A 17,371-nucleotide genomic window follows, 5' to 3' on the forward strand; every position below is an offset into this window, starting at 1 on the left:
CATGAGTACAGAATTACTGATCAACGTAACACCGAGTGAAAGTCGTGTTGCCCTAATCGAAAACGGTGTGCTTCAAGAGATTCAGTTAGAACGAATTGGTAACCTAGGCATTGTTGGCAATATTTATCTAGGAAAAATAAGCCGCGTTTTACCTGGAATGCAGGCCGCTTTTGTTGATATTGGCTTAGAAAAAGCCGCATTTTTACATGCATCAGACATAGTAAACAGTGCCTCCATTGTTGAAGGTGTTGACGACGTACCAATAAAGAAAGTGCAAGATATACGAGAGTTAGTGCGCCAAGGTCAATACATTATGGTGCAAGTGGTTAAAGATCCATTAGGCACGAAAGGCGCGAGACTCACTACCGACATCACTATTCCATCTCGCTACTTAGTATTTATGCCAGACGCAACGCATGTTGGTGTAAGCCAACGGATAGAAACTGAAGAAGAGCGATCTCGACTTAAAAAAATTGTTGCTGAATATGGCGATGAAAATGGCAGTTTTATAGTACGTACCGCGGCTGAAGGCGCAAGCGAAGCAGAGTTAAGACATGACGCTGGTTTTTTAAGAAAATTATGGGAAAAAATAACCGCACGTCGTAAAAAAACCAGTAAAGCAACCATATTACATGAAGACCTCACGCTTGCCTTTAGAACACTGCGTGATTACGTAGGTGAAGATATGGAGCGTATTCGTGTTGACTCAAAGCTTACCTACCAAGAGCTAAAAGTATTTACCGAAGAATTTGTGCCGCAACTTTCACAGGTACTCGAGTACTACCCGGGTGAACGACCTATATTTGACCTATTCGATGTAGAAAACGAAGTGCAAAAAGCGCTGCATCGCAAAGTCACGTTAAAGTCAGGCGGGTACATCATTATTGATCAAACAGAAGCGATGACTACGGTTGACGTAAACACCGGTGCGTTTGTCGGCCATCGTAATTTAGAAGAGACTATTTTTAACACTAATGTCGAGGCAACGTCGGCCATTGCGCGCCAGTTAAGACTTCGTAATTTAGGTGGAATAATTATTATCGACTTTATCGATATGGTCAGCGAAGAGCATAAAAGTCGTGTATTACACTCGCTAGAATCGGCGCTAGCTAAAGATCGCACTAAAACAAATATCAATGGTTTGTCGGCACTTGGGCTAGTTGAAATGACCCGAAAACGCACCCGCGAAAGCTTAGAGCATATTTTATGTGATGTATGCCCGGCATGTTCAGGGCGTGGCTCACAAAAAACAGTCGAAACGGTATGCTACGAAATATTACGTGAAATTGTTCGCGTAAACCGCGCCTACGCAGCCGATAAATTTATGGTTTATGCAGCCCCAGCAGTAAGTGAAGCCTTACTTAATGATGAATACCACAATCTTGCTGAGCTTGAACTATTTATAGGTAAGCAAGTACACATACAAACAGAAAGCTTATACAGCCAAGAACAGTTTGATGTGGTAATGATGTAATGAATGCAAAAGCGGTCTGTTTTTTTTGTTTTAGAAAGTTATGGCAAACCTGCGCCATAATTTTAGTATTACTGGCCGTTATTGTTTCAATATTAAAGTACACACTCCCTTACGCAAATGATTACAAAGGTGATATAGAAACCTACCTAGACGAAAAGTTTGCTATTAGTTTGTCTATTGGCGCTATTTCAGCAAGCTGGCAGGGAAATGGCCCAGCCCTTGTGCTTGAAGATCTATCGTTTAAAGACAACGAAACTGCGCCAATTTCCCTCACTATTGCAAAAACCAGCTTAGAGCTTAATTTATGGGAAAGCATTAAAACCCTGCAATTAAAGTCTAACTACTTTGTTATAAATGGCTTTCATACCACGGTAAACGTGGCAGACCTGTTTGAAAGCGGTAACCAAGATGATGTTTCGTTTGAGCAAAAAGAGCTTATAGAAGGGCTGTTTTTAGGTAATACCGGTCATTTTGCAATAGAAAACTCCAGTATTAATTTTGTGTTAGACGATAACAAAGAGCGAAAACTCCTGCTTGAAAATATCATTTGGCAAAATGAAGAGTCTCAACATTTAGGTAGCGGAACATTAGCTTTACCAGGCATCACAGTAGGTACCTTTGATGCACGCATTGCTCTCAAAGGTGAAAGCTTAGAAGAAGTTGCTGGCAATATGTATGTCCAAGCCAATAAGGTGGATGTCTCTAATTGGTTGGCGCAATATATAAATACTGAAAAACAACAATTAACTAGCGATATCAATTTACAAGCTTGGCTAAAAATTGAAAAAGGCCTAATTGACGATATAAAAATGCAGTGGCTACCTAGTTCTGTTACTTGGTTTAATGAATCTCAAAGCCAGCAAGTTAGTTTAAGTGAAGGTGGCTTTCATCTTTATCCCGAGCAAGGTAATTGGTTTTTAAAAAGCACTGGTTTAGCGTTTAATAACAATAATACGACATGGCCAAGCTTAGAGTTTGAGGCTCAACTTGGTGAAAATAATCAAATTTGGTTAAATCAAATAGATATAGCGCTACTGGCTAACTTGGCAGCGCTGACAAATTTTGACTCTCTCGACCCGTTTTTAAAACGCAAACCAAGTGGTCAAATACAGCAGGCGTACGTTAATTACGAGAGTAACCAGCAGTGGCAAGTATGGTTTAACGCCAATAACATAGGCTGGCAAGAGCTTAATTCAGTGCCTGCTGCGCAAGGTTTACGCGTAAGCGGTTTATTAAATCAAGATAAAGGCCGTATCAGCTTATTTGGCGAAAATGGCACTTTAATAACTGGCGATAGTTTTAGTGACAATATTAATTATAACCAGCTCAATATAGAATTAGACCTCGCAAAGCAAAATAATAACTGGCGTATTAGCAGTGATAATATTTGGTTTGATAATAATGAGATAACGCTAGCCGCAGAAATGCAGCTGAGCTTTGGTGATACACCGCGTCTTGATTTATACGCAGAGGCATTTGCAGAGGATGCCAGTATTGCCGGTCATTATTTTCCGTTAAAAGCGATGAGCCCAGAATTAGTTAGCTACCTAAACGGGGCTATAAAAGGCGGCGAAATATCAAAAGCGCAGGTTCTATTTGCAGGTCCGTTATCAGGATTTCCATTTAAAGATGGCTCAGGGCAATTTGATGTACTTGCTCAAATTGACAATGCCACGTACCAGTTCGACCCGCAGTGGCCAGCAGTAACAGGTGCAAAGGTAAAGCTACATTTTGCTAATGAACGCATGGACATTTACAGCCAACAAGGCTCTTTGGTTAATTTAGATGTGGGTAATAGCGTTAAAGTTAGCATTAATGATTTAATGAATGCCGATGAGCTGGTGGTGCAAATAGATAAAAAAGCACCGATGGAAAACCTGTACACCTTTTTTAAAGCCACGCCCATTGCGAGCCCGTTAGCTGATATTTTTGAGGTAATACAAGGCCAAGGTGAAGCCGATGCCAGCATTGAGTTACTGGTAGGTTCAAAGTTTGAAGGTGGTGCAAGTGTTAGCGGCACTGTCAAGCTAGATGATTTACCCGTATTTATTGCCACACCCGGTATTGCGTTAAATAACTTAACTGGCGTGCTTAACTTTAAAAACGATAATATCGAACTTAAAAATGCCACCGCTACATGGCTTGGGATGCCGCTGGCAATTAATTACAACAGCCAAAGTGAAGCGAGTGACTACAAAGCAAACATAGATATTAATGCACAACTTGATGCCAATACTTTAATCGATAGCGGGCAAGGTATTTTAAAAGGGTCACTAGTAGGGCAAAGTGCAGTTGATATTGGACTAGTGCTTAATTTTACCGAGCAAGGGTTTAATTATCGTGCACAGGTTAAATCTGACCTTGTTGGGTTAACAAGTAAATTGCCAGCACCATACAAAAAAGCCGAGACACAACCGTGGGTTCTTGATGCGGTTGTTCAAGGCGATGACATTTCAAACCTTATAACTGCACAGATAAATAAGCAGTTTTATTTTAATGCAATATTAGAAAATGGAAAATCGCAATTTAGTAATGCGCATTTTGTTATAGGTAAGCAAGATTTAGGGTTAAATTCACAAGACTTAAGCGTTTCAATAAACCTAGAGCAAACCGAACTTGTACCTTGGGTTGATCTTATTGATCAAATAATTAGCGCGGCTCAAAATGAGGATGATCCTGAATCACAAGGTATCATGCCACCACTTAATGAGATAGTCGCAAATATTGGCATGCTCGATATTAGTAGTATGGTGTTTAATGATTTTGAAATGCGCCTAGCTCCTGAGCAAAGCAATGTGTATTTAAAATTAAACGCCAAAGAACTGCGCGCAGGTGTATTTATTCCTATCTCGCAGCGCAGCCAGCCAATTAGAGTTAACGCAGATTATTTACGGGTTAATTTTGCAGAGCAAATTGAAGCGCCTATCACTGAGGCTGCAAAAGCAGACCCTGACACCGATTTAACGTGGCTGACGAACTTACCAGCTATAGAGTTTGAATGTGCAGATTGTAAAATTACCAACTATCAATTAGATAAAGTAAGTGCCTCGTTACTTGGTGACGGTAAACGTTTGGTTATTTCTGAGTTGGTTGTTGATAAAGGCGATCATATTTTGCGCACGAAAGGGCAATGGAAAGATGGCTCCACACAGTTAAGCGGTGAAGTTAAAAGTGATGATATAGGCGCGTTGTTTGATGAGTTTGATATTACCACGGCTATTAAGGGCTCTAAGGCCACTATAAATTACAATCTTGCTTGGCAAGCCGCACCTTACTCATTTGATGTTCCGAGCCTCAGTGGTGAAATTGATTGGGATTTAGGAGAAGGGCACCTAACTGAAATTAGTGATGGTGGCGCACGGGTTTTTTCGTTGTTGAGCTTAGATTCGTTGGTGCGAAAACTAAAACTTGATTTTAGAGACGTATTTTCAAAAGGGTTTTTCTACAACAGCATGCAAGGTTCTATGCAATTAGAGAACGGTATCGCTTATACAAAAGACACTAAGATGGATGGCGTTCCGGCTGATTTAACCATTAAAGGCTACGCAAATTTAAATACGCTTGATATCAACTACGATCTCGCTGTTGCACCGCAGGTCACCTCAAGTATTCCCGTTATTGTAGCGTGGATGGTAAACCCAGTGACAGGGCTAGCAGCATTGGCACTAGATAAAGTAATACACTCTGCGCGTGTAATTTCTGAAATTAACTTTAAAGTGACTGGCACCATGAGTGAGCCTGTTGTTCAGGAGCTCGACCGTAAAAGCCGTGAAGTTACATTACCACAAGCGGCGCAAAACCAGCCTCAAGCTTCAGTCGATTTAAAACTTAAAGATGCTGAAGTAGCCGCAACTAATGACTAATTTAGCGACCCCTAATAACCACAATATAGTTGCTTTACAAATGTGTTCTGGTCTAAATGCTGACGACAATATTGCAGAACTTAAAAAAGCATTAAACACACTTCCCGCAACACGGCCATTGCTTGTATGTCTCCCTGAGGCCTTTTTAGTGTTTAGCAAAAGCGGTCACGATACGCTCTCAACAGCTAAGCACATTGAGCAATACAAACGTCAAATAAGCCAATTATGTAAACACCATAATATTTGGTTAAACGCAGGCACAATACTAGAGCCATACAATAATACTAAATATTATGCCGCCTCACATTTATATAATAATCAAGGTGAGTGCATCGCAACGTATAATAAAATACATCTATTTGATGTAAACGTTGATGATAAGACAGGGAGTTACCGCGAATCTGATTTTACCCAAGCAGGTAGTGATGTGGTTGTGGTTGAATCTCCCTTTGGTAAACTAGGTCTAACAGTGTGTTATGATCTGCGTTTTAGTGCCTTATTTAATGCGCTTGCACGTAAAGGTGCTGAAGTTATTTTAGTGCCAAGTGCATTTACAATGGTGACTGGTCAAGCACACTGGCAACCATTATTAGCGGCGCGAGCGATAGAAACCCAATGTTATGTGGTTGCTGCAGCCCAATACGGCACACATGAAAATGGCCGCCAAACATATGGCCACAGTATTATTATTTCACCCTGGGGTAATACTTTAAGTAATTTACCCAGCGGTACAGGTTTTATTAGCGCTAACGCTGATTTAGAGCCGTTACAAAAAATTAGACGAGATATGCCTGTGCAGTCTCATCAACGATTTAGAGAGCATTTATTATGAATTCGGTTGAACAGCATTTATTACACGACAGCCAACTAAATAGAGAAGAGCTCGAAAAAACGCTCGCTTACATACATCAGCACAAAGTAGATTACGCCGATTTATACTTTCAATCGAGTCATCACGAGTCGTGGGTACTGGAAGATGGCTTAGTAAAAGAGGGCTCATACAATGTTGAGCGCGGAGTTGGCGTACGTGCAGTAAGCGGCGAGAAAACAGGTTTTTCATATTCGGATGCTATCAACTTAGAAGCGCTAAACAAAGCCGCTACAGCAGCTCGCAGTATTGCCGATTCAGGTGAAGATAAAACCATTAAAGTATTTAGTGATGTATCAGCAAAAATGCAATTTGCGCCACATCAACCAATCTCAAGTATGAGCGATAGCGATAAAGTGAGTTTATTACGCGAGCTTGAAAACTACATTCGAGAATTGGCACCCGACGCTGAGCAAGTAATTAGCTCTATGTCAGCAGTATACGAAGAAGTATTAATTGCGGCCAGTGACGGTACATTTGCGACCGATATTCGCCCGCTTATTCGTTTAAACTGTTCAGTATTGCTTGAAAAAAATGGTCGTCGTGAGCGCGGTGGCGCAGGTGGCGGTGCTCGTTTAGATTACGGCTATTTTAAAGAGCTGGTAAACGGTAAACCACGTTGGATGGAGTTTGCACAAGAAGCTGTACGCCAAGCTAAAGTCAACCTAGAAGCTATTGACGCGCCAGCTGGCACTATGGAAGTGGTATTAGGAAATGGTTGGCCAGGTGTACTTTTACACGAAGCGGTAGGCCATGGCCTTGAAGGCGACTTTAACCGTAAAGGCGCATCAGCGTTTAGTGGCAAAGTAGGGCAAAAAGTGGCTTCTGAGCTATGTACCGTCGTTGATGATGGCACCATGGCCGATCGTCGCGGCTCTCTAAACGTAGATGATGAAGGCACGCCTGCTGCTTATAATGTGCTTATCGAAAACGGCATTTTAAAAGGTTACATGCAGGATAAGCTAAACGCACGTTTAATGGGGGTAAACCCAACCGGTAATGCACGTCGTGAGTCGTATGCTCATTTACCTATGCCACGTATGACAAATACCTATATGTTAGGTGGCGAGCATAGCCAAGCCGATATTATCAGTAGCGTTAAAAAAGGCGTGTTTGCACCTAACTTTGGTGGCGGGCAGGTTGATATTACCTCGGGTAAATTTGTATTTAGTGCATCAGAAGCGTACTTAATTGAAAACGGTAAAATTACACAGCCAATCAAAGGCGCAACCCTAATTGGTAATGGCCCTGAAGTCATGCAGCATATTTCAATGGTAGGTAACGACTTAGCACTTGATAAAGGTGTTGGCGTGTGTGGTAAAGATGGGCAAAGTGTTCCGGTTGGCGTAGGGCAACCGAGCCTTAAAATTGATCAGCTAACGGTAGGTGGAACAGCTTAAAGGTCTAAACGCTAAAATTTAGGCGCGAAACCGTTCGCGCCTAGCCACTTTATCAGTTAGTTACTTGGTTATTTACTTCGCTGAATGCAATTTTATGCTTCATTTCTTCTTCATACCATAGCGCCATAAAACACTCAGTGAGTTTATGCTCTATGTCCAGTGCCTGCTCGGTTGGGCAAAATAGCGTAAAGCGGGCTCTAAACTCACCCAATTCGGTTGTCCCAAAATGTATTTCTGGTGCTGGGCCCGATATTTTTGCATCTAGTTTTCGCTCAATAATCGAGTTATAACGAGTGGCGAGCTCTTCAAACTCTTCACAGTACATTTTAGCTTTTACCGAGAGCGTGTCGTAAATTGGGTAAGGGTTAAAGCTCTCTTTTCGAACAATAGAAAAGCTATGTGTTGCAAAGCGTTTTACATAATTTAGATTTTTAATTGGGCTGGTGATGAGTTTGTTATTAGGTATGTAAATCGTTTTTCTAGAAAACTGATAAGTATGCATGTCGATTTCATGCATGGTTGTTTTTATCCAGTCTGTTTCTGCTACTTCACCATAATATTCACCGACTTGCACCCAGTCGCCGACTCTAAATGGGCGTGTGGTGACTAAGTAAAAAAAGCCAATAACGCATTGAATAAACTCGCGCGTAGCTAAAACAATGGCAACCGCAAAGGCCGCAATAGATAACGCAAAATTTTGAATTTCAGTCGACCACACAAACAACAGCGACAGCACCAACACAAAATTAATAAAATGCTTAATGTTATGTGCAATGTAGCGAATATCTTTGTCTTTTTTTTCTGCGCGGTTTCTCGCTAATTTATCAACAAGTACTTTTAATCCTAGTGCAAAACTAAGCATAACAATTGAAACAAGAAACGGGTGTAGCAATATATCAGTAATCATAATATCCAGTTGTAGGTATGTTGATAAACACACGCTAGTATATTGAGTTATTTAGCTAATAAGCAAATTTAACCTTAATAAAAAGCCCCTTTGCACGTATGTGTAAGGGGCTTAAAGTTGTTAAATTAGTAAATAACCTGAACTCTGATTAAGTGATTTATTATCCAGAGTTTAGCTTAAATAACTTAGCGCATAGTAACAAACTCTTCAGATCCTGTTGGGTGCAGTGCAACAACAGCGTCAAAGTCAGCTTTAGTTGCGCCCATTTTCATTGCTACGGCAAAACCCTGAATCATTTCATCAACGGCAAAACCAAGGCCATGTAAGCCAACTACTTTTTCGTCTTCTCCTGCACAAACTAGCATCATGTTGCATGCTTGGCGGTGCTGAGTTACCGCTGTGTACATAGCTGCAAAGCTTGATTTATACACTTTTACGTTTTCTGCGCCGTACTGAGAAATCGCTTCTTGCTCGGTTAAACCAATAGTGCCGATAGGCGGATGACTAAATACGACTGTTGGTACTAGGCTGTAATCCATTTTTAAATCATCAGGGAGTGCTTTATTAAATAAGCGTTCTGATAACGTGCGGCCTGCTTTAACTGCCACAGGAGTAAGCTCAATACCGCCTTCAATAATATCACCCACTGCATAAACGTTTTTAGCAGTCGTATTTTGGTATTCATCTACTTTTACATAACCGCTTTCATTTACTTCTACACCGGCTGCCGCAAGATTTATCCTGTCTGTTGTAGGTGTGCGGCCAATTGCCCAAATAACCTGATCAACATTTTGGCTGTAACCGTTTTCAAAATGAATAGTTAAACTGCCGTCACTTTCTTTGATTACTTCTTTAGGGGAGCATTCAGTATGAAGAGTCGGGCCTTCTTTAGCCATAATATCGACGAGCGTGTCGATAATATAAGGGTCAAATGTACGCAGAGGCTTACTTTTACGCACGAATAAATGTGTTTCTGTGCCTAAACTATGTAATACACCTGCAATTTCTACGGCAATGTAACCTGCACCGATTACAGCTACGCGTTTAGGTTGTTCATTAAGTTCAAAAAAGCCATTTGAATCAATACCATGCTCAGCGCCCGGAATGTTTGGAATAGTAGGGCGCCCGCCTACAGCCACTAAAATATGATCGGCGGTGTAGTGTTCACCATTTACTTCTACTGTTTTGCTGTCAATAAAGGTAGCAAAGCCTTTAATAACGGTAACGCCATTACTTGCTAAACCGTTGTCGTACCCTTTATGAATTCGGCCAATATAGGCTTCACGACTTTCTACTAGCTTACTCCAATTAAAGTCTTTTACCTCAACGTTAAAACCGTAATCGGGTGCATATAAGTTAATTGCTTCGGCTACTTGTGCGCCGTGCCACATAACCTTTTTAGGCACACAGCCTACGTTTACACAGGTACCACCCATGTGTTTTGCTTCAATAAGTGCCACTTTAGCACCGCGCATTGCAGCTCTGTTTGCAGAAGCAATGCCACCGCTGCCACCGCCAATTGCAATATAATCAAAGTGTTGTGTCATTTTAAGTCCTTAGGCGTTGAGTTTTATGCGCATAAGCATAACATTAAGTTTTAAAAATAAAGAGTGTTTAGATGACCTATGTTGAGTAAAAAAACATTCACATTTACAGCCTTATCGATATAAAGCGATACGTTAAGTCAGTACCAAACAGAATATCTGCAGTACGTAACCGGGCTCGCTTTAGATTGCATTACCTGTAGGCATTTCATTATTACAGAGCCTAAAAGTAGTTATTAATGGCTTTCGAATAGCTAGATTAGTAAAAGTATGTTGTTTTTTAACTTTTAGACCCAATCTAAAAATGAAATGCATTAACGCAAAGAGAGTATTTATGAGCAACCCACTAATTGGCCTTGAAGGCTTACCACCATTTTCTAAAATTAAGCCTGAATTTGTAGTACCGGCACTTAAAGACGGAATAGCAAATTGTCGAAAAGCCATCGATGACGTACTCGCGAAAAAGTCATACACGTGGGATGACTTAGTGTTACCACTTGAAGAGGCCGACGATAAACTATCGCGACTATTTTCGCCTGTTTCTCATTTAAATTCTGTTATGAATAACGACGAACTGCGTGAAGCATACGAGCAGTGTTTACCGCTTATTTCTGAGTACTCTACGTTTGTTGGTCAGCATCAAGGTTTATACGAAGCGTATAATGCTTTGCACAACAGTGACGAATTTAAAACACTCACCACAGCACAACAAAAATCAATTACTAACGCCTTGCGTGACTTTAAATTGTCGGGTATTGCATTAGCGAGCGAAGATCAAAAGCGTTACGGCGAAATTAGTGCGCGTTTATCTGAGCTTTCATCAAAGTTTGGTAACAATGTAATGGATGCGACTTTAGCGTGGCACAAGCACATTACTGATGAAGCCGATTTAGCCGGACTCCCCGAGTCTGCACTAGCGCTTGCTTCTGACACAGCCAAAAGTAAAGAGCTGGACGGTTGGGTATTTACGCTTGATTTTCCATCTTACTTGCCAATTATGACTTACGCTGATAATCGTGAACTTCGTAAAGAAACTTATACCGCATTTAGCACACGCGCATCTGATCAAGGCCCAAATGCGGGTGAGTTTGATAACTCAGACATTATGAAAGAAGAACTTGCACTTCGCCATGAGCTTGCGCAGTTATTAGGGTTTAAAAGCTACGCTGAAAAATCATTAGCAACAAAAATGGCTGAAACACCAGAGCAAGTGTTTTCGTTCTTAGAAGATTTAGCCGCTAAATCTAAGCCGCAAGCAGAGCAAGAAGTGGCAGAACTCAGAGCGTATGCAGCACAAAAACACGGAATTACAGAGTTAGAAGCGTGGGACTTTGGCTACTATGGCGAAAAACTAAAACAAGAAAAATACGCAATATCAGATGAAGTACTACGTCCTTATTTTCCTGCTAATAAAGTATTGAGTGGCTTATTTGAAACAGTTAACCGCTTATTTGGCATTAGCGTAAACGAAGTAACCGATTTTGACACATACCACAAAGATGTGCGCTTTTTTGAAATTGTTGATAGCAATAACACGCTACGAGGACGTTTTTACTTAGATCTTTACGCACGCGATCGCAAACGCGGTGGCGCGTGGATGGACGATTGTATGGGTCGTAAGGTACGCGCTAATGGCGAGTTACAAACCCCTGTAGCTTACTTAGTATGTAACTTTAATAAAGCGGTAGGCGATAAACCAGCTTTGTTCACCCATAATGAAGTAACGACTTTATTCCATGAGTTTGGCCACGGTATTCACCACATGCTGACTCAAGTCGATGCTGCTCCCGTAGCAGGTATTAATGGCGTAGCATGGGATGCCGTAGAGCTACCAAGTCAATTCTTAGAGAACTGGTGTTACGAGGAAGAAGCGTTGAGCTTTATTTCGGGCCATTTTGAAACCGGCGAGCCATTACCAAAAGAATTGCTTGATAAGTTATTGGCCGCTAAAAACTATAACTCAGGCATGCAAATGCTGCGTCAAATTGAGTTTTCGTTATTTGATTTTAAAATTCATAACGATTATGTCGCGGGCGAGCCGTGTCAAATTCAGTCGGTATTAAATGATGTGCGCAGTCGTACATCGGTTGTTCACGCTCCAGAGTTTAATCGTTTTCAGCACGGGTTTAGTCATATTTTTGCAGGTGGCTACAGTGCCGGTTATTACTCGTATAAATGGGCTGAAGTATTATCGGCCGATGCTTACGCTAAGTTTGAGGAGGAAGGAATTTTTAACCCACAAACAGGGCAAGCCTTCATGCAGCATATTCTAGAAAAAGGCGGCAGTGAAGAGCCTATGGAATTATTTAAAAACTTCCGAGGCCGCGAGCCACGCGTTGATGCGTTACTCCGCCACAGCGGCATCGCAGCTTAAAAATATGTCGTTTATTAAATTTAACAAAAGCGCCTTTTAGGCGCTTTTTTATTGTTTTTAGATAATAGGCTATAAACGTTAGTAATTTCAGCACGCCGTACTATGCTCTAAGCATGCTCAACTAAACGGATTTGTGTATGGAAAAGTTAGTACTTACCATTGATGACGATAAATTAACCCACCTCATTATTGAAGAGTCTCTAGCTGGGTTTTGTAAACTTCTTCATGCTAAAGAGGGCGAGGAGGGGCTAAGGTTAATAAACGAACATAAACCCGATATTATCCTTCTCGACATAGAAATGCCGGGTAAGTCGGGTTATCAAGTCTGCCAAGAAATAAAACAAAATGCCGATACAAAAGATATTCCGGTTATGTTTCTCTCTTCAAAAGAAGCGCTTATCGACCGAGTGAAAGGCTACAGCGTTGGTGCATCTGACTACATAATGAAACCGTTTAACGCACAGGAGCTAATGGCGCGTATTAAAATACTTTATGCGTATCGTCAGCAATGCGTCAAACTCGAAAGCGACATAAACAAAGCCAATAAAACGGCTGCAATGGCGATGACCGAGTCGGGAGATATGGGTCGAATTATGCGCTACGTTGGACAAAGTTATCATGCCAACAGCTTACAAACGTTGAGTGAGTTCTTCTTAGGGTTTTTTACTCCTCTTAATTTGGATGTAGTGGTTGTATTTTGGTATCAACATAAAAGTGAATTTTACAGCTTACAAGGTGGTGTATGCCCACTAGTGCAGGAGTTATTGGCGCAACATAAAGATGCACAGCGGTTTGTTGATATAGGCGAGAGCACTATCATTAATTACCCAAAACTATCGTTGCTGGTAAAAAATATGCCCGTCGATGAGAGCGAAAAATATGGGCGTTATAAAGATTTGTTTCCTCATATTTTAGAGGTTACCAATGAAAAGGTCGTTACTATGGAAAGAAACGAAAAAAATTACCAGCAAGCTGAACAAATTAGCACGGCACTGGAAGATATAATAAGCCAGTTTAATGCTCAAAATATCACGCAAAGTAATGTAGCAGAGCAGTTTTGTGCACAACTAGAGGCATTAAATACAGCCATTGAGCTTCAAAAGAATAATTTAAACCCCGCCGATATTGATTCATGTATATCGCAGCTCGAACATACTATGCAGTTACTGGTGTCTGCCAATAGCGATTTAGCGTTTATAAAATATCAGTTTGAGCAAGTAACACAAAGCCGCAGTGAGTTTTTACAGAGTTTTCGCCATAAAGTTGAAGACATTGAGCTGGCAAATAACCAAGACCCTGACATAGAGCTATTTTAGTGCGCTTAAGCTCGCTGGTTGATATACTCTGACGGTATTTTATCGTCGGAGTGTATTGTGGTTATTCAGTGTGCCTTTAAAGAGTGTCGCCCGTATTTAAATGAATTAGAAACGCGTTTTGGTTTAGTAAATTGGCAACAAAATAGCCAAGGTTTTAGCCTGCACTATGACGATACAGGGCTGAGTTTATTTAAAACTGATGAACCTAAGTTAGGTGCCATTAATGTTGATTTTGTTACCGGAGCAGCCGCTCACAGGCGAAAATTTGGTGGCGGTAAGGGGCAAGCTATTGCAAAAGCGGTTGGCCTTAATAAAGGGGCAACGCCTGTAGTACTTGATGCAACCGCAGGTTTGGGCCGCGATGGCTTTGTATTAGCATCATTAGGGTGCAAGGTTATTTTACATGAGCGCCACCCGGTGGTTGCTGCACTGCTTGCCGATGGTTTAAACAGAGCTTACAGCGACAGTGAAATTGGCCCTTGGATGAAAGAGAATATGAGCTTAGTGTTTGGCTCCAGCCACACGTTACTTGCCCAATGTGAAAGCATGCCCGATGTGGTTTATTTAGATCCCATGTTCCCACACCGTGAAAAGTCAGCCTTAGTAAAAAAAGAAATGCGCGTATTTCAAGAGTTAGTAGGTGCAGATACCGACGCTGATGATTTACTTGAATTTGCCTACCCACTTGCTAGCAAGCGAGTGGTGGTTAAGCGCCCTGATTACGCCCCGTTTTTAAATGACAAAACCCCCAGTATGCAAATTAAAACTAAAAAGAACCGTTTTGATGTGTATGTAAAAGCAGCCATGGTTTAAAGGCCCCTATTACGTGTGTTGATCGGGTTTAAGGATCTAGGATCTTTTTAAGCTTTTATGTTAGAATTCGCGCAATTTTTTGGCATTAGTAAGAAGCACAGCAATGATCTTAGACGATATTCGCGTTGTTTTAGTTAACACATCACACTCAGGTAATATAGGTTCGGCGGCTCGCGCAATGAAAACAATGGGTTTATCAAAACTCTATTTAGTTGACCCTGCTTGTGAAATTGATAGCCATGCAAGTGCGTTATCTGCAGGTGCCAGCGATGTATTAGGCAATGCAGTGATTGTTGATAAGCTTGAAGACGCTATTGCTGATTGTGCATTAACCATTGGTACAAGCGCACGTTCGCGCACGCTTTCATGGCCTATGGTTGAGCCTCGCGAGTGTGGTGAAAAGCTGGTGGCAGAAGCTGAAAATGGTCCTGTGGCATTAGTGTTTGGCCGTGAAAACAGTGGTTTAACTAACGAAGAGCTACAGCTGTGTAATTACCATGTATGCATTCCAGCTAACCCAGAATATAGCTCGCTAAATCTTGCTATGGCTGTGCAAACTTTGTCTTACGAAACACGTATGGCATTTTTAAATAAGCAACCTAAGCAAGAAGCACAAGACGACACCGTTTACCCTAACTCAAAACAAACAGAGTTATTTTACGATCACCTAGAAGAAACACTTTATAACACAGGTTTTATTATCAAACAGCACCCAGGTATTGTGATGACAAAGCTTCGTCGTTTATTTAACCGTGCACGCCCAGAAGAGGCTGAAATGAACATTTTGCGCGGTATTCTTACCTCTATAAATAAATCGATTCCTAAGTAAGGTATAGCAATTAGTTATATAAACGGGTGTTTAAATAACTGGCTAATACTTGACTAAATTACTCAGGTAATTACAATGGAGACAATACTTGACCAAACAGGTCAGGTATTAAAAATTTGTTAACTACATTCACTTTGAGCGATATGTTTTTAAATCAAATTTTTATCAAGTGATAATACTTGACTAATTTACTCTGGTAATTAAAATTTGCACTCTTTGTGCAGGGGGCGTTATGAAATTAACATCAAAAGGCCGATATGCCGTTACAGCGATGCTTGATGTTGCGCTGCACACAGGTGTTGGTCCTGTCGCCCTTGCTGATATTTCACAAAGACAAGAAATTTCTTTGTCATACCTTGAACAATTATTTGCTCGGCTGCGTAAAAATGGCTTGGTAAGTTCGGTTCGAGGACCTGGTGGCGGCTATTTACTAGGGCGAGAAGCCGGTGTTATTTCTGTTGGTGACATTATTACCGCAGTTGATGAATCGGTTGATGCAACACGTTGCCAAGGCGCCAACACTGGCTGCCAAAGCGGTATGCGCTGTTTAACCCATAATTTATGGTCAGACTTGAGCGCACGTATAGAAGAATTTTTGAACAGTATTACCCTTGCTGAATTGGTGGAAAAATCAGATGTGAAAGAAATTGCATCGCGCCAAGATAACAGTATCAATAACGCAATTAAGCAGTTGGAAAACATTCAAGTAAGCTGTCAACTTTAAGGTTGACCTGCAGCGGAGAGAGAAATGAAGTTACCGATTTATTTAGATTACGCAGCAACCACGCCTGTTGATGAGCGTGTTGCTAAAGAAATGATGCAATGCCTTACAATGGACGGTAAATTTGGTAACCCTGCATCACGTTCACACCGTTTTGGTTGGCAAGCTGAAGAAGCCGTTGACCAAGCACGTACAGATATTGCTGATTTAGTAAATGCAGACCCACGTGAAATTGTGTTCACTTCGGGTGCAACTGAATCAAATAACCTAGCTATTAAAGGTGCAGCACAGTTTTACAAAAAGAAAGGTAAGCACGTTATTACCGCTAAAACTGAGCACAAAGCAGTCATCGACACATGTCGCGAATTAGAACGTCAAGGTTTTGAAGTAACCTATATGGACGTTGAAGAAAATGGCTTGCTTGATCTGCAAAAGCTAGCAGACACAATGCGTGACGACACAGTACTTGTCAGCATCATGCACGTGAATAACGAGCTAGGTGTAATTCAAGACATCGCGACGATTGGCGAAATGTGTCGTGAACGTAAAATCATGTTCCACGTAGATGCTGCGCAAAGTGCAGGTAAAGTACTTATTGACGTACAACAACTCAAAGTTGATTTTATGTCGTTCTCTGCGCACAAAGCATACGGCCCTAAAGGTGTAGGTGCGCTTTACGTTCGTCGTAAACCACGCGCTCGTTTAGAAGCGCAAATGCACGGTGGCGGTCATGAGCGTGGTATGCGTTCAGGCACACTTGCAACTCACCAGTTAGTGGGCATGGGTACTGCATTTAGAATCGCAAAAGAAGATTTTGAAAAAGATTTTGCACACATCAGCGCATTACGTAAACGCCTAATTGACGGCATTATGGCTGATATGGACGAAGTATATTTTAACGGCACACAAGACCAATCAGTACCGGGTATTGTAAACATCAGTTTTAACTTTGTTGAAGGTGAATCGTTACTTATGGCAGTAAAAGACATTGCGGTATCGTCAGGTTCAGCCTGTACATCTGCAAGCTTAGAGCCTTCTTATGTTTTACGTGCACTTGGCCGTAACGACGAATTAGCACACAGCTCAATTCGTTTCAGTATTGGTCGTTTTACTACCGAAGAAGAGATTGATTACACCGTTGAATTAATGAAAAACTCTATCGGTCGCCTACGTGAAATGTCTCCACTTTGGGAGATGCATCAAGAAGGTATTGATTTAGATTCAGTTGAATGGGCTCACCACTAATACTTAGTGATGTAAGC

The 17,371-nt window shown here is 41.3% G+C and carries 12 protein-coding genes; 10 read left to right on the forward strand and 2 right to left on the reverse strand.

Annotation, left to right across the window (positions count from 1 at the left end; all coding sequences use genetic code 11):
* Nucleotide 1: 1 nt before the first annotated feature.
* The 4 genes from rng to tldD are packed head-to-tail and all read left to right on the forward strand — an operon-like array spanning nucleotide 2 to nucleotide 7,605.
* Complete coding sequence (gene rng / locus PS1M3_RS01845; protein WP_203985919.1) at nucleotides 2-1,474, forward strand: ribonuclease G; 1,473 nt, start codon at nucleotides 2-4, stop codon at nucleotides 1,472-1,474.
* On the forward strand, nucleotides 1,474-5,337 hold the full coding sequence (locus PS1M3_RS01850; RefSeq protein WP_203985922.1) for a YhdP family protein: 3,864 nt from the start codon (nucleotides 1,474-1,476) through the stop codon (nucleotides 5,335-5,337). The genes rng and PS1M3_RS01850 overlap by 1 nt, the downstream gene beginning before the upstream one ends.
* Entirely contained in the window at nucleotides 5,330-6,169 is an 840-nt protein-coding gene (locus tag PS1M3_RS01855) for a carbon-nitrogen hydrolase family protein (RefSeq protein ID WP_203985925.1), read from the forward strand. Before PS1M3_RS01850 ends, PS1M3_RS01855 begins: the two co-directional genes overlap by 8 nt.
* Complete coding sequence (gene tldD, locus PS1M3_RS01860; RefSeq protein WP_203985928.1) at nucleotides 6,166-7,605, forward strand: metalloprotease TldD; 1,440 nt, start codon at nucleotides 6,166-6,168, stop codon at nucleotides 7,603-7,605. Before PS1M3_RS01855 ends, tldD begins: the two co-directional genes overlap by 4 nt.
* 52 nt (nucleotides 7,606-7,657) lie before the next feature.
* Here tldD and PS1M3_RS01865 read toward each other — a convergent pair whose 3' ends face one another.
* Complete coding sequence (locus PS1M3_RS01865) at nucleotides 7,658-8,512, reverse strand: mechanosensitive ion channel family protein (RefSeq protein ID WP_203985931.1); 855 nt, start codon at nucleotides 8,510-8,512, stop codon at nucleotides 7,658-7,660.
* A gap of 185 nt (nucleotides 8,513-8,697) precedes the next feature.
* Complete coding sequence (gene gorA, locus PS1M3_RS01870) at nucleotides 8,698-10,059, reverse strand: glutathione-disulfide reductase (RefSeq protein WP_203985935.1); 1,362 nt, start codon at nucleotides 10,057-10,059, stop codon at nucleotides 8,698-8,700.
* Between the two features lie 331 nt (nucleotides 10,060-10,390).
* On the opposite strand from gorA, the gene prlC reads away from it, so the two are divergent.
* The 6 genes from prlC to PS1M3_RS01900 all read left to right on the forward strand — a co-directional run bounded on the left by prlC (nucleotide 10,391) and on the right by PS1M3_RS01900 (nucleotide 17,354).
* Nucleotides 10,391-12,430 carry an oligopeptidase A gene (prlC, locus tag PS1M3_RS01875; RefSeq protein ID WP_203985938.1) on the forward strand — a complete coding sequence of 680 codons (2,040 nt, stop codon included), beginning with the start codon at nucleotides 10,391-10,393 and terminating at the stop codon, nucleotides 12,428-12,430.
* 137 nt (nucleotides 12,431-12,567) lie between these two features.
* Nucleotides 12,568-13,746: a PleD family two-component system response regulator gene (locus tag PS1M3_RS01880; protein ID WP_203985941.1), complete on the forward strand. Its 1,179-nt coding sequence runs from the start codon at nucleotides 12,568-12,570 to the stop codon at nucleotides 13,744-13,746.
* A 57-nt stretch (nucleotides 13,747-13,803) separates the two neighbouring features.
* A complete protein-coding gene (locus tag PS1M3_RS01885) occupies nucleotides 13,804-14,559 on the forward strand; it encodes a class I SAM-dependent methyltransferase (RefSeq protein ID WP_203987248.1) in 756 nt (251 codons plus the stop codon).
* 103 nt (nucleotides 14,560-14,662) lie between these two features.
* On the forward strand, nucleotides 14,663-15,388 hold the full coding sequence (gene trmJ, locus PS1M3_RS01890; RefSeq protein ID WP_039036282.1) for a tRNA (cytosine(32)/uridine(32)-2'-O)-methyltransferase TrmJ: 726 nt from the start codon (nucleotides 14,663-14,665) through the stop codon (nucleotides 15,386-15,388).
* A gap of 232 nt (nucleotides 15,389-15,620) precedes the next feature.
* Nucleotides 15,621-16,112, forward strand: coding sequence for a Fe-S cluster assembly transcriptional regulator IscR (gene iscR / locus PS1M3_RS01895; protein WP_006791973.1), 492 nt, complete (start codon nucleotides 15,621-15,623; stop codon nucleotides 16,110-16,112).
* Between the two features lie 24 nt (nucleotides 16,113-16,136).
* The gene (locus PS1M3_RS01900; RefSeq protein WP_006791974.1) at nucleotides 16,137-17,354 is read left to right on the forward strand and encodes an IscS subfamily cysteine desulfurase; all 1,218 of its coding nucleotides are present in this window, start codon (nucleotides 16,137-16,139) and stop codon (nucleotides 17,352-17,354) included.
* Nucleotides 17,355-17,371: the final 17 nt, after the last annotated feature.

The organism is Pseudoalteromonas sp. PS1M3 (assembly GCF_016865405.1).
GTDB lineage: Bacteria > Pseudomonadota > Gammaproteobacteria > Enterobacterales > Alteromonadaceae > Pseudoalteromonas > Pseudoalteromonas marina.